Annotated in this window: 12 protein-coding genes; 5 read left to right on the forward strand and 7 right to left on the reverse strand. The window is 70.5% G+C overall.

Features of this window, described 5'->3' with window-relative positions; all coding sequences use genetic code 11:
- Window positions 1–59: 59 nt before the first annotated feature.
- Entirely contained in the window at window positions 60–2,480 is a 2,421-nt protein-coding gene (locus tag OG897_RS03210) for a cation-translocating P-type ATPase (protein ID WP_266652674.1), read from the reverse strand.
- 134 nt (window positions 2,481–2,614) lie between these two features.
- Complete coding sequence (locus OG897_RS03215) at window positions 2,615–2,905, reverse strand: DUF2530 domain-containing protein (RefSeq protein WP_266652676.1); 291 nt, start codon at window positions 2,903–2,905, stop codon at window positions 2,615–2,617.
- 203 nt (window positions 2,906–3,108) lie between these two features.
- On the opposite strand from OG897_RS03215, the gene OG897_RS03220 reads away from it, so the two are divergent.
- Window positions 3,109–4,587 carry an NCS2 family permease gene (locus tag OG897_RS03220; protein ID WP_266652678.1) on the forward strand — a complete coding sequence of 493 codons (1,479 nt, stop codon included), beginning with the start codon at window positions 3,109–3,111 and terminating at the stop codon, window positions 4,585–4,587.
- 44 nt (window positions 4,588–4,631) lie between these two features.
- Here the strand turns inward: OG897_RS03220 and OG897_RS03225 are convergent, their stop codons facing one another.
- Window positions 4,632–4,814: a ribbon-helix-helix protein, CopG family gene (locus tag OG897_RS03225; RefSeq protein WP_266652680.1), complete on the reverse strand. Its 183-nt coding sequence runs from the start codon at window positions 4,812–4,814 to the stop codon at window positions 4,632–4,634.
- 154 nt (window positions 4,815–4,968) lie between these two features.
- Between OG897_RS03225 and OG897_RS03230 the strand changes: the two genes are divergently transcribed.
- Both OG897_RS03230 and OG897_RS03235 read left to right on the forward strand, forming a co-directional pair.
- The gene (locus tag OG897_RS03230) at window positions 4,969–5,406 is read left to right on the forward strand and encodes a MarR family winged helix-turn-helix transcriptional regulator (RefSeq protein ID WP_266652682.1); all 438 of its coding nucleotides are present in this window, start codon (window positions 4,969–4,971) and stop codon (window positions 5,404–5,406) included.
- A 63-nt stretch (window positions 5,407–5,469) separates the two neighbouring features.
- Window positions 5,470–6,813 carry an MFS transporter gene (locus tag OG897_RS03235; RefSeq protein ID WP_323187975.1) on the forward strand — a complete coding sequence of 448 codons (1,344 nt, stop codon included), beginning with the start codon at window positions 5,470–5,472 and terminating at the stop codon, window positions 6,811–6,813.
- 89 nt (window positions 6,814–6,902) lie between these two features.
- Here the strand turns inward: OG897_RS03235 and OG897_RS03240 are convergent, their stop codons facing one another.
- Window positions 6,903–8,555 carry an amidohydrolase gene (locus tag OG897_RS03240; RefSeq protein ID WP_266652684.1) on the reverse strand — a complete coding sequence of 551 codons (1,653 nt, stop codon included), beginning with the start codon at window positions 8,553–8,555 and terminating at the stop codon, window positions 6,903–6,905.
- 41 nt (window positions 8,556–8,596) lie between these two features.
- On the reverse strand, window positions 8,597–10,045 hold the full coding sequence (locus OG897_RS03245) for an APC family permease (protein ID WP_266656522.1): 1,449 nt from the start codon (window positions 10,043–10,045) through the stop codon (window positions 8,597–8,599).
- 196 nt (window positions 10,046–10,241) lie between these two features.
- Between OG897_RS03245 and OG897_RS03250 the strand changes: the two genes are divergently transcribed.
- Both OG897_RS03250 and thpR read left to right on the forward strand, forming a co-directional pair.
- Entirely contained in the window at window positions 10,242–11,024 is a 783-nt protein-coding gene (locus tag OG897_RS03250; RefSeq protein WP_266652686.1) for a TetR/AcrR family transcriptional regulator, read from the forward strand.
- 74 nt (window positions 11,025–11,098) lie between these two features.
- Complete coding sequence (thpR, locus tag OG897_RS03255; protein WP_266652704.1) at window positions 11,099–11,668, forward strand: RNA 2',3'-cyclic phosphodiesterase; 570 nt, start codon at window positions 11,099–11,101, stop codon at window positions 11,666–11,668.
- A gap of 157 nt (window positions 11,669–11,825) precedes the next feature.
- Here the strand turns inward: thpR and OG897_RS03260 are convergent, their stop codons facing one another.
- Complete coding sequence (locus tag OG897_RS03260) at window positions 11,826–12,824, reverse strand: aldo/keto reductase (RefSeq protein ID WP_266652706.1); 999 nt, start codon at window positions 12,822–12,824, stop codon at window positions 11,826–11,828.
- Window positions 12,825–12,931: 107 nt separating this feature from the next.
- Entirely contained in the window at window positions 12,932–13,471 is a 540-nt protein-coding gene (locus tag OG897_RS03265) for a MarR family winged helix-turn-helix transcriptional regulator (RefSeq protein WP_266652708.1), read from the reverse strand.
- Between the last annotated feature and the right edge of the window lie 9 nt (window positions 13,472–13,480).

Here is a 13,480-nt window from a genome sequence, read left to right on the forward strand (position 1 = left end):
CCCGACCGGTGGATCCGGTCGGGCCCCGCGCTGCGTACTTCCGTAAGCCGCTCAGTGCGTCACGCGGGCCACTTCTTGCCGACCCAGCGCCACGACAGCTCCAGCAGCGCGGCGGCGGCCACCGCGATGCCGACCGCCGTCCACGGCATGGTCGTCCCGATCAGCTTCAGCGCGAAGAAGTTCTGGAGCCACGGCACGACCAGCACGATCAGGAAGCCGAGGCCCATCGTCACGACCAGCCCGATCCGCCACCACGTGTACGGGCGGGCGATGATCGCCAGCACCCACATGGAGACCAGGAAGAGGGTCAGGGTCGCCGCGCTCGTCTCGGCCGCCAGGGCGTCCGGGCCCGTGTAGTAGTGGCGGGCGATCAGGTACGTCGTGAAGGTGGAGACGGCCGCGATGGTGCCGCTGGGGATCGCGTACCGCATCACCCTCTTCACGAAGTGCGGCTTCGCGCGCTCCTTGTTGGGGGCGAGCGCGAGGAAGAAGGCGGGGACGCCGATGGTGAGGGTGGAGAGCAGCGTCAGGTGGCGGGGGAGGAAGGGGTAGTCGACCTGCGAGCAGACCACCAGGATCGCCAGGAGCACCGAGTAGACGGTCTTCGTGAGGAAGAGCGTCGCGACGCGGGTGATGTTGCCGATGACGCGGCGGCCCTCGGCGACCACCGAGGGGAGGGTGGCGAAGCTGTTGTTGAGGAGGACGATCTGCGCGACGGCGCGGGTGGCCTCCGAGCCGGAGCCCATCGAGACGCCGATGTCGGCGTCCTTGAGGGCGAGGACGTCGTTGACGCCGTCGCCGGTCATGGCGACCGTGTGGCCCTTCGACTGGAGGGCGGCGACCATGTCCCGCTTCTGCTGCGGGGTGACGCGGCCGAACACCGCGTTGGACTCCAGGACCTTCGCCATCTCGGCCTGGTCGGTGGGGAGGGTGCGCGCGTCGACGGTGTTCTCCGCGCCGGGCAGGCCGAGCTTCGCGGCCACCGCGCCGACGGACACGGCGTTGTCGCCGGAGATGACCTTGGCCTGGACGTTCTGGTCGGCGAAGTAGGCGAGGGTGTCGCCCGCGTCGGGGCGCAGACGCTGTTCCAGGACCACCAGGGCGGTCGCCGTGGCACCGGCGCCCACCTGCGGGTCGTCCAGTTCGCCCGCCGCGCGGGCGAGGAGCAGGACGCGCAGGCCCTGGGCGTTCAGCTCGTCGATCTCGGCGAGGGCCGGGTCCCCGGAGGGCAGCAGGACGTCCGGCGCTCCCAGCAGCCACGTCGAGTTCTCGCCCGTACCGTCGCTGAAGGAGGCACCGCTGTACTTGCGTGCGGAGGAGAAGGGCAGGGACTCCTGGACCCGCCACTCGGCCTCGTCCGGGTACTTGTCCTTGATGGCCTGGAGGCTGGCGTTCGGGCGCGGGTCGGACTCGCCGAGTGCGCCGAGCACCTGCCGTACGTACGCCTCGTCGGCCCCGCCCAGCGGGCGCAGCTCCGTGACGTCCATGCCGCCCTCGGTGAGCGTGCCCGTCTTGTCGAGGCAGACGATGTCGACGCGGGCCAGGCCCTCGATCGCGGGGAGTTCCTGGACGAGGCACTGCTTGCGGCCCAGGCGGATCACGCCGATCGCGAAGGCGACCGAGGTGAGGAGGACGAGGCCCTCGGGGATCATCGGGACGATGCCGCCGACGGTGCGGGCGACGGAGTTCTTGAAGTCGTTGTCCTTGACGACCATCTGACTGATGATCAGGCCGATCGCCGTCGGGATCATCATCCACGTCACGTACTTGAGGATCGTGGAGATGCCGGAGCGCAGCTCGGAGTGGACGAGGGTGAAGCGGGACGCCTCCTCGGCGAGCTGTGCCGCGTACGCCTCCCGGCCGACCTTCGTCGCGGTGAACGCGCCGCCGCCCGCGACCACGAACGAGCCGGACATCATCACGTCGCCCGGCTTCTTCAGGACCGGGTCGGCCTCACCGGTCAGCAGCGACTCGTCGACTTCGAGGCTGTCGGCCTCGGCCACCTCGCCGTCGACGACCACCTTGTCGCCGGGGCCGAGTTCGATGACGTCGCCGAGGACGATCTCGGAGGTCGAGATCTCGGCGGCCACGCCGTCACGACGGACCGTGGGCTTGGCCTCGCCGATGACCGCGAGCCCGTCGAGGGTCTTCTTGGCGCGCAGTTCCTGGATGATGCCGATGCCGGTGTTCGCGATGATCACGAAGCCGAAGAGGCTGTCCTGGATCGGCGCGACGAACAGCATGATGATCCACAGCACGCCGATGATCGCGTTGAAGCGGGTGAAGACGTTGCCCCGGACGATCTCCGCCGTGGAGCGCGAACTCCGTACCGGTACGTCGTTGACCTCGCCCCGCGCGATCCGCTCCGCCACCTCGGCGGCGGTCAGCCCCCTCGCGCGCACGGCGACGGGCCCTTCTGAGGCGGGTGGTTTCACCGGGTGTACGGGGTCCAGCTCCGAGCCCGCGTCAATGTGCGTCATGGCACCGACGGTACGGCCGGATGTTCGGGTTCACCCGTCGAGTAGCCGAATTTCAGGGCCACCGGAGGGCAAGATCCGACCCTCGGACGATGCGGCCGGACCCGAAGACGTACACGCCGGTCGACTTTGGTCGGTTACGGGGCGGAGGGGGAGGCTTCGGCAGCCTCCTGGGCCGCCTTCTCCGCAGCGAACCTCTTCAGCGCGGCGTCGCGCCCACGGACGTACCAGATGCCGATGAGGCCGAGGCCCGCACCGGCGAGCGGAGTCCAGTACCACCAGATCAGGTCGCGGTCGGCGAACCAGCCGTAGAAGGCGGCCTGGGCGAGGAAGAGCACGAACCAGATGATCGTGCCGCCGACGATCGTGCCGACGACGGGCCCCTCCAGGGGCTCGGGTGCCTCGTGCTTCGCTGTCCACTTCGCCATGCGAGTCAGTGTAGGCGGCACTCGTGAGGGGGTCGCGGCAAGGCCGTCGGGCCAGTCGGGACAAGGGTCTACGCGCGGAGATACCGATCTTCCTGTTATGCATTCATACTGAAACTGCCTTGGTTTGACTTGTTCCGTTCGTTTAAACCTCCAAGTCAGGCCGAATTTCGCCCCGCTCCTGTCCTTCTCCCGTGAGGTCACGCATGCCCCCCGCCAGCTCCCCGGTGGATGCCGCCGAGCAACCGCCCGCCCCCGAGTCGTCCGCGACGCAGCCGACGGGGCCGGTCAACGGACTCGACCGGTTCTTCAAGATCACCGAGCGGGGTTCGACCGTCGGCCGCGAACTGCGCGGCGGTCTCGCCACCTTCTTCGCGATGGCGTACATCATCGTGCTCAACCCGATCATCCTCGGCAGCGCCAAGGACATGTACGGGAACCAGCTCGACAACGGTCAGCTGGTCACGGCGACCGTGCTCACCGCCGCCCTGTCGACTCTGCTGATGGGGGTCATCGGCAACGTACCGATCGCGCTCGCCGCGGGCCTCGGCGTCAACACCGTCGTCGCCCTCCAGCTCGCGCCGCAGATGAGCTGGCCCGACGCGATGGGCATGGTCGTCCTCGCCGGTGTCATCGTGATGCTGATGGTGGCCACGGGGCTCCGGGAGCGCGTGATGAACGCGGTGCCGCTGGGCCTGCGCAAGGGCATCGCCATCGGTATCGGCCTGTTCATCATGCTGATCGGCCTCGTCGACTCCGGCTTCGTCACGCGCATGCCGGACGCCGCGCACACCACCGTCCCGCTCCAGCTCGGCACGGGCGGCCACCTCACCGGCTGGCCGGTGCTCGTCTTCGTCCTGGGCGTGCTGCTGACGCTCGCCCTGATGACCCGCAAGGTGCCGGGCGCGATCCTGATCTCGATGGTCGTCATGACGGCGGTCGCGATGGTCATTCACCAGGTCGCGGGCCTGGACGCGAAGAGCTGGGGCCTGACGACGCCCCAGTGGCCCGGCAACCCGGTCGCTCTGCCCGACTTCGGGCTCGTCGGCAAGGTGAGCCTGTTCGGCGGGTTCGAGAAGGTCGGGATCCTGACCGGCGTCCTGTTCGTCTTCTCGGTGCTGCTGTCCTGCTTCTTCGACGCGATGGGCACGATCCTCGCGGTCGGCGACGAGGCCAGGCTGACGGACGAGAAGGGCAACCTGCCGGGCGTCAACAAGGTCCTTCTGGTGGACGGGCTCGCGGTCGCCGCGGGCGGCGGCACCTCGTCCTCCGCCACCACCTGCTTCGTGGAGTCCACGGCGGGTGTCGGTGAGGGCGCGCGCACGGGTCTCGCCAACATGGTGACGGGCGGGCTCTTCGCGGTCGGCCTGTTCCTGACGCCGATCGTCACGATGGTCCCGTCGCAGGCGGCGACGCCCGCGCTGCTCGCGGTCGGCTTCATGATCCTGGCGGGCTCGGTCAGGGCGATCGACTGGAGCGACTACACGATCGCGATCCCGGCGTTCCTGACGATGCTGATGATGCCGTTCACGTACTCGATCACGAACGGCATCGGCATCGGCTTCGTGAGCTTCTGCGTGCTGCGGCTCGCGGCGGGCCGAGGGCGCGAGGTGCCGGTGGCGATGTACGCCGTGTCGGCGGTGTTCGCCTTCTACTACCTGATGCCGGCGCTGGGTCTCACGTAGGTCCGCCGGTACGGGGTCTCACGTAGGTCCGCCGGAACGGGCTGTCACGTCAGCCCGTAGAACTTCTCCGTCTCGTCGACCGCCGTCTTGAAGCGCTCGTCGAAGTCGTCGCGAATGAGCGTCCGGGTCACATAGTCCTGGACGCTCATTCCGCGTTTTGCGGCACGGTCCCGGAGGCGGTCGAGGAGGTCGCCGTCTATCCGCAGGCTGAGCACTGACGAATCCATCTGCCCAGAGTCGGGCCGGGGGTCGGCCGGGTGTGTCACTTTCCGGTCGCGGCTCACTCGTACGGGTGACATGTGCGGTGACATCCGCCACCGCTGCCCGTACGCCTGTGATTCAGGTGGTCTTTAGCGTGGGTAATGAGTTACGCTAACAAACATGCCTGACCTGTCCCACGGCGACAACGCCGCCGCCGTGAACGCCCTCCGCTCCGCAGTCATGCTGCTGGGCAGGCGTCTGAAGCACCAACGAGTAGACGAGTCGCTGAGCCCCACCGAGATGTCGGTGCTCGGCACCCTGGCCCGCTGTGGCAGCGCCACCCCGGGCGAGCTGGCTCGCAAGGAGCACGTACAGCCGCCGTCCATGACGCGCATCGTGGCACTGCTCGAAGCCAAGGGACTGGTCCGGCTGGAGCCGCACCCCGAGGACCGCCGCCAGAAGGTGGTCAGCCAGACCGAGACCGCCGAGGCGATGCTCGAAGAGAGCCGCCGCAAGCGGAACGTCTGGCTGGCACACCTCGCCGACGGTCTGGACGAGGACGACTGGGCGAAGCTGCGCGCTGCCGCCCCGGTCCTGGAGAAACTCGCCCACTTGTAGGAACCGTTCAGGGTGGGCCCTGCCGACAACAACCCCGCGCGCCGTCGAGGAGGCGAACCCACTTTGAGTACGGGATCCGGAGCAGACTCCGCCCCCGCACCGACCACCCCCAAGCAATCCATGTTCAGCTCGCTCAGGAACCGGAACTACCGGCTCTTCGCAAGCGGGCAAGTCGTTTCCAACACCGGCACCTGGATGCAGCGCATCGCCCAGGACTGGCTGGTGCTCTCGCTCACCGGGTCCGCCTCCTCGGTGGGCTTCACCATCGCGTTGCAGTTCCTGCCGATGCTGCTCTTCGGGCTGTACGGAGGCGTGCTGGCCGACCGGCTGCCCAAGCGGCCCCTGCTGCTGGTGACCCAGTCGGCGATGGGGCTCACGGGCCTGGCGCTGGCCGCCCTGACGCTGAGCGGCAACGTGGAGGTCTGGCACGTGTACGCGACCGCCTTCGTGGGCGGGCTCGTCACCGTGGTCGACAATCCGGCGCGCCAGACGTTCGTGGCCGAGATGGTCGGGCCGAAGGACCTGCGCAACGCCGTCAGCCTGAACTCCGCGAACTTCCAGTCGGCGCGGCTGGTGGGGCCCGCCGTGGCGGGCGTGCTCATCACGGCGGTGGGAAGTGGGTACGCCTTTCTGCTGAACGGGCTTTCCTTCCTGGCGCCGATCGCCGGACTGCTGATGATGCGGATGTCGGAACTCCACAAGGTGGAGCGGACGCCGCGCGGGAAGGGCCAGTTGAGGGAGGGGCTGCGGTACGTCGCGGGCCGCCCGGAGCTGATCTGGCCGATCGTGCTGGTGGGCTTCATCGGGACGTTCGGGTTCAACTTCCCGATCTGGCTGAGTGCTTTCACGGACGACGTCTTCCACGAGGGCGCCGGAACGTACGGGCTCCTGAACACGCTGATGGCGGCGGGCTCGCTGGCGGGTGCGCTGCTGGCGGCCCGGCGCGGGACGTCGCGGCTGCGGCTGCTGGTGGGGGCCGCGCTGCTGTTCGGCGTGCTGGAGGCGGTGACCGCGTTCGCGCCGTCGTTCTGGATGTTCGCGGCGATGATGGTGCCGATCGGGATGTTCGGACTCACGGTGAACGTCACCGCGAATTCGAGCGTGCAGATGGCGACCGATCCCGCGATGCGGGGGCGGGTGATGGCCCTGTTCATGATGGTGTTCACCGGCGGTACGCCGCTGGGGGCGCCGCTGCTGGGCTGGATCACCGACACGTACGGGGCCCGGATCGGCTTCGCGGCGGGCGGGGTCATCTCGGCGGTGGCGGCGCTGGGGGTCGGCGCGCTGCTCCTTCGCGTCGGCGGGCTGCGGCCGAAGGTGGATCTGCGCCGGGGGCACGAGCACTTCCGGCTGGTGCCGAGTGCGAGGGCGGGCCGCCGCAACAAGGACCTGGTGGCGGTGGCGTAGCCCCCGTGGGTGGAGGGGCCGCCCCAAGGGGCGGCCCCTCAGCGCACCGGCGCACTCCCGGCCCCGGCGCCTTCCGGCCGGTCCCCGGCCTACGCCCCGTAGACCGCCTCGCCGCCCACGTACGTCCCCACCACCCGCGCCTCCGCGATCTCCTCCGCCGCCCCCGCGAAGATGTCGCGGTCCAGGACGGCGAGGTCGGCGAGCATTCCCGGGCGGATGGAGCCCGTTTCGTCGAGGTGGTTCACGTAGGCGGTGCCTGCGGTGTAGGCGGCCACCGCCGCGCCCAGGTCGATGCGCTGTTCCGGGAAGAAGGCGGGGACGTCCGCCGAGGCCCCGGGCTCGCGGCGGGTCACCGCGACCTGGAGGGCGGCCAGCGGGTCCGGGCTGCTGACCGGCCAGTCGCTGCCCGCGCAGAGGGTCGCGCCGGAGCGGAGCAGGTCGCCGAAGGGGTACTGGTGGGCGGCACGCTCGGGGCCGAGGAAGGGGATGGTCAGCTCGTCCATCTGGGGTTCGTGGGCCGCCCACAGGGCCTGGATGTTGGCCGAAGCGCCGAGGGCGCGGAAGCGGGGGACGTCGGACGGGTGGACCACCTGGAGGTGGGCCAGGTGCGGGCGCGTGTCGGCCCAGCCGTTCGCGGTACGGGCCGCCTCGACCGCGTCCAGCGCCTCCCGTACGGCTCGGTCGCCCAGCGCGTGGAAGTGCACCTGGAAGCCCGCCGCGTCGAGTGAAGTGACGTACGAGCAGAGGGACGTGGGGTCGATGAAGGAGATGCCCGAGTTGTCGGAGGGGCAGCCGCAGGAGGTGAGGTAGGGGTCGAGCATCGCGGCCGTGTGGTTCTCGGCGACGCCGTCCTGCATGATTTTTACGGTGGACGCGCGGAGCCGGTCGCCGATCTCCAACTCGGCGCGCGCCGCGATGAGTTCGGGGATCTGTTCCTCGCCCCTGGCGCGGTCCCACCACAGGGCGCCGTTCACCCTGGCGGTCAGCAGGCCCTCCCGGGCGGCCTTCGCGTAGGCCGGGGACGGGTCGGTCATGCCCGCGTGCGTGCCGACCATGGCGTCCTGCCAGGCGGTGATGCCGTGCGAGTGCAGGAGACGCTGGGCGCGCAGGAGCCCGGCGAGGATCTCGTCCTGGCCGGGGGCGGGGACGTGGGCCGAGACCAGGGCCATCGCACCCTCCTGGAGCATCCCGGTGGGTACGCCGTCCGGGTCCCGCTCCAGTCGGCCGTCGGCCGGGTCCGGGGTGTCCCGGGTGACAGAACACAGCTCCAGGGCAAGGGAGTTGGCGAGCCCGCCGTGGTGGTCGCAGTTGACCAGGTAGACGGGGCGGTCCCGTACGACCTCGTCGAGGAAACCGCGCTCGGGGGTGCCGCCGGGGAAGGCGTCCATCGACCAGCCGCCGCCGGTGATCCACTCCGCTTCGGGGTGGGCGTCGGCGTACGCACGGATGATCTCGCGGTACTCCGCCGCGTTCCGCCCGCCGGTCAGGTCGCACTGGCCCATCTCGACGCCGCCGCCGACCGGGTGGACGTGCGCGTCCTGGAAGCCGGGGAGCAGCAGCTTCCCGGCGAGGTCGACGACGTGGGTGCCGCGTCCGATCAGGTCGCGCACCTCGTCGTGCCCGACGGCGACGATGCGCCCGCCGCGCACCGCGACGGTGGTCGCCCGGGACCGGGCGGCGTCGACGGTGTGCACGGGGCCGCCGGTGAAGACGAGGTCGGCGGGCTGGTCGAACGTCGGCATGGGTGGTGCTCCTTGCGGAAGAAGGGGGTGGTCGGAGAGGTTCAGAGAGGGGTGGCCGCTGTGTCCATGGGCAGGACGACCGCGTCCGGGTCGGTGCCCCGGCCCCGGCCCTCCGGGGTGAAGTACGGGGATTTGCGGACCCACTTGGCGACGGCCGCCGCCACCAGGCCGGAGGCGATGACCAGCACCGGAATGGTCAGCATGAACCAGCCGTTGTCGGGACTGGCCTCGAAGTGGTCGCTCATCGTGGCGTAGGTGTACGCCAGGTACCCGCCGAGCCCGAAGAGCGCCAGCCCGCTCACCGCCGGGACGATCACCGAGGCGATGGCCTCGCGGGCACCCGCCCGCAGGTTGGCCCGGAAGCGGACCGCGCAGGCGATGGCGGTGAGGCCGTAGTAGAGGGACACCGTCAGGCCGATGGAGTTCACGGCGGTGAGGATCATGTCGTTGAGCTTGGGGATGCCGACCGCGAGGACGGAGATCCCGGCGGCGATCGCCATCAGGACGAGCGTGCCGATCGCCGGGGTGCCGAAGCGCGGGTGCAACCGGGACCACATCTTGCCCAGCGTACGGTCGCGGCTCATGGCGAGGTTGCCGCGCGCGGTCGGGATGACGCTCGACTGGAGCGAGGCGAAGGCCGAACACATCAGGGCGGCGAGGGGGAGCGAGGCCCACGGTTCGGAGGCGAGGGAGGAACCGAGGAAGGTGAGGGCGGCCGGACCGTTCTCCATCAACTCGTTGGTGTCCATGACCCGTTGGAAGGCGATCGAGGCGAAGAGGAAGAGCCCGAGCATGGTGAAGAGGGCGATGAAGCCGCCCCGGGCCGCGTCGCGCGGGTCCTTGCTCTCCTCGTTCACGCTGAACGCCGCGTCCCAGCCCCAGAAGATGAAGACGGCGAGCACGAGGCCCTGCGCGAGCGCCTGCCCGGAGGAGATCTCGAAGGGGTTCAGCCAGGAGAAGGAGAAGGGCTGGTCGCCGACCAGGATCGCCCACCCGCAGAAGACGATCAGTACCGCGTACTCGAAGACCAGCAGGCCGAGTTGGAGGCGCGTGGCGCCCCGTACGCCCGTGATGGCGGTGATGGTGACCACGACCAGGGCGATCAGCCCCACCACCGTGCTGATGCCGGTGGCGGACGGGTCGAGCGCGATGCCGAAGGCGGAGTCGATCCCCAGCTTGTTGAGGAACTGGAGGATGACCGAGCCGGTCACCGCCCCGGTGTACGCCATGAAGATCATGGTGCCGACGAGGACGACCCACCCCGTCAGGAACCCGGACCAGGGCCCGATGGTCCGTCCCACCCAGGTGTAGCCGGAGCCGCAGTTGGGCTCGGTGCGGTTGAGGCGGGCGTAGGCGAGGGCGATGCCGACGATCGGCAGGAAGGCGAGGAGCAGGAGGATCGGCGTCTGACGGCCCGCGTACGCGGCCAGCGACCCCATCCCGATGCCGATGCTGGTGGTGGCGGCGGTGCTGGAGGCGGCGATGGCCATGCCGTCCTTGACGCCGAGGGAGCGGCGCAGCGCGGGGGCCGACGGCTGCGTGGATGGTGGCTGCTGCGTGTTCGGGGGCACGGCGCACACTCCTGCGGGTACGGGGCGTATGGGTGGTGTGCGCCGATGAAACAGCCGCCGTCAGAGTTATGTCAATGGTGTTGTCGTAACGCGATGGTTAACTGGCGCGCGCAGGATGTACGGCGAGAAGGTGTACGGCGAGAAGGTGTACGGCGAGGGAGGGGTGGCCCCGGTGGTGGCGACGAGCGACGGCGACGGCACAACGCGCATCCCCGCCGAGCGCAAGCGGCGCAGGCCGACGCGGTCCGGGGCGGTGCTGTCCGCGGAGTCGATCGTCGAGAAGGCGCTCGCGCTGGTCGAGGAGCATGGGGCCGAAGCGCTCACCATGCGCAGACTGGGCCGGGCGCTGGGCGCCGACCCGAGCGCGGTCTACCGGTACTTCCGCTCGATGGAGGACCTGCACCTGGCGCTCGGCGACCGCCTGATCGGCGAGACGATGTCGGGCCTGAGCACCGACCCGGACCCCGCCAACTGGCGTGCCTCACTGCGGGAGTTCGGCATACGGGCGTACCACTCGGCCCAGCGCCACCCGCGCGCGGCCCTGCTGTCCGGCTTCCGCGTCACCCGCCTCCCCAACGAGCAGCGCGCCATCGACACGGGCGTCGGCCTGCTGCTCGCGGCGGGCTTCGACGAGGAGAGGGCGGTGCGGTACTACCACGCGTTCGTGGACACGGTGCTGGGCCATGCGGCCCTGGACGCGGCCTCCCAGGGCCTGCGGCCGGAACAGCAGGAGGCGGACGCGGGGGCGTGGAAGTCGGCGTACGCGGAGGTCTCGCGGGAGGAGTACCCGCATCTCCACGCGGTACGGGAGTACCTGCCGGTGATGGCGGGCTCGGCGTTCGAGGGCGCCCTGGACCTCATGCTCGCGGCGATCGAGAGCGCGGCCGGGGAGCGGTAGAGGGCACGCGGAGGGCACCCGCAGCCAAGCCCTGTGCGGCCCACCCCTCCACCACGGCCGGTCAGAATGGCCGTATGAGACTCTTCGCCGCCGTCCTCCCGCCGCCCGAAGCCCTCGCCCAACTCGGCGCGGCCGTCGACCGGTTGGCAGAGCTGCCGGGGGGCGGGGCCCTCCACTGGACCGGCCGTCCCGGCTGGCACCTCACCCTCGCCTTCCTCGGCGAGGTCGAGGAGGACCTGATCCCCCCGCTGGGCCGCGCCCTCGCGTACGCCGCCCAGGACTCCGCGCCCTTCTCCCTCGCCCTCCGGGGCGGCGGCCACTTCTCGGGCCGCGCCCTGTGGGCCGGAGCCGCCGGGGAGACGGCGAAGCTGCACCGCCTGGCCCGGGCCGCCGGGGACGCCGCCCGGGAGGCCGGGGTCGAGCCCGACACCGGTCTGCCGTTCCGCCCGCACCTGACCCTCGCCCGTACCCGGAGCCGACGCGAGGAGGCGAGGGCGGGAGATCCGGACCTCGGCCCGTACCTCGCCGCCCTCGCCCCCTTCACCGGCACGCCCTGGACGGTGTCCGAGCTCACCCTCGTACGCAGCAACCCGCACACGAGCCCGCGCTACGAGACCGTCGACGCGTGGCCCCTGGGGCGGTGAGCGTCCCCACCCGCCCCGCCGGTTACGCTCGATACGTGAATCCCAAAATCCGCAACCAGATCATGGCCGGTGTCCTGGTCCTCCTGTTCGTCGTCATCGCGGCGGCGTCCGTCGTCGGGAACTAGGGCCTGTCCGCCGGACAGGCCCGAGACAGCTCTCACCAGGCGAACGCCTCCGGCGAGGCCCCCGGCCCCGGGAAGATCTCGTCCAGGGACCCCAGCACCTCCCCCGAAAGCTCCAGCTCGACCGCCCGCAGCGCGGACGCGAGCTGGTCGGCGGTGCGCGGGCCGACGATCGGTCCGGTGACGCCGGGCCGCGTCAGCAGCCAGGCCAGCGCCGCCTCGCCGGGCTCGATGCCGTGCTTGCCGAGCAGGTCCTCGTACGCCTGGACGCGCGCCCGCACCTCCGGCTTCGCCAGCTCCTCCGCGGCCCGCCCCGAAGCGGTGCGCGAGCCTCCGCCTTCGCGCTCCTTGCGCAGCGCGCCGCCGAGCAGCCCGCCGTGCAGCGGGGACCAAGGGATGACCCCGAGCCCGTACTGCCGGGCCGCCGGGACGACCTCCATCTCGGCACGCCGTTCGGCGAGGTTGTACAGGCACTGCTCACTCACCAGACCGTACGACCCGAGCCGCCGCGCGGTCTCGTTCGCCTGCGCGATGTGCCAGCCCGCGAAGTTCGACGACCCGGCGTACAGGATCTTCCCCTGCCGCACGAGCACGTCCACGGCCTGCCAGATCTCCTCGAAGGGGGTCGACCGGTCGATGTGGTGGAACTGGTAGACGTCGATGTAGTCCGTCCCCAGCCGCCGCAGGCTGGCCTCGACGGAGCGGCGGATGTTGACCGCCGAGAGCTTGTCGTGGTTGGGCCACGGGGCCTCGCCGTCGCCCGCCATGTTGGCGTACACCTTCGTCCCGAGGACGACCTTGTCGCGCCGCCCGCCGCCCTGGGCGAACCAGGACCCGATGATCTCCTCGGTGCGGCCCTTGTTGTTCCCCCACCCGTACGCGTTCGCGGTGTCGAAGAAGTTGACGCCCGCGCCGAGGGCGGCGTCCATGATCGTGTGGCTGTCGGCCTCGTCGGTCTGCGGTCCGAAGTTCATCGTGCCGAGGACGAGACGGCTGACCTTGAGTCCGGTGCGTCCGAGCTGTGTGTACTTCATGCCGCCCAAGCCAACGCCTTCGAGCGCACTCGACGCAAGGGGACCTGGGGACTAGGGCCAATGGCCCCCGGGGACCAGGCCGCCGGTGTGCGGGGTCCCGTACCGGTCTACCCGCCCAGCCACCCCGCCGCGTCCAGCCGGTACCGGTCCGACGCGGGGACGACCGTACGGAGCGCGGCCTCCAGATCATGTACGCGGCCGGGCCCGACGGACTCCGCCCACTCGGCGCGCAGCGACTCGAAGATCGCCGCCGAACGGTTCAGGGCGTCGAGGCCGTGCGGCGTGAGGCGCAGGAGCTTGCGGCGGGCGTCGGTGGGGTCGGGGGCGGTACTGACGTAACCGAGGGCGGTGAGGCGGTCGGCGGTCTTGCCCGCGGCCTGCTTGGAGATGCCGAGCCGACGCCCGAGTTCGCTGGCGGTGGCCCCGTCCTGGCCGATCGCCTGCATGGCGAAGCCGTGGGCGGGGCGGGCGTCGGGGTGGCCCTGGGCGGCGAGTTCGGTGTGCAGGCGGTCGATCAGGGAGCGGAAACCGGCGAGGAGGAGGAAGGGCAGCTCCCAGCCGGGGGTGTCGGCCCCTTCGGCGTGCGGGATCCCCTTGCCCTGTTCGACAACCTGGTTTACCTTCTTGTCGTCAACCATGTTGTCCATTCTAGGTTC

Origin of the sequence: Streptomyces sp. NBC_00237 (assembly GCF_026342435.1) — a bacterium.
GTDB lineage: Bacteria > Actinomycetota > Actinomycetes > Streptomycetales > Streptomycetaceae > Streptomyces.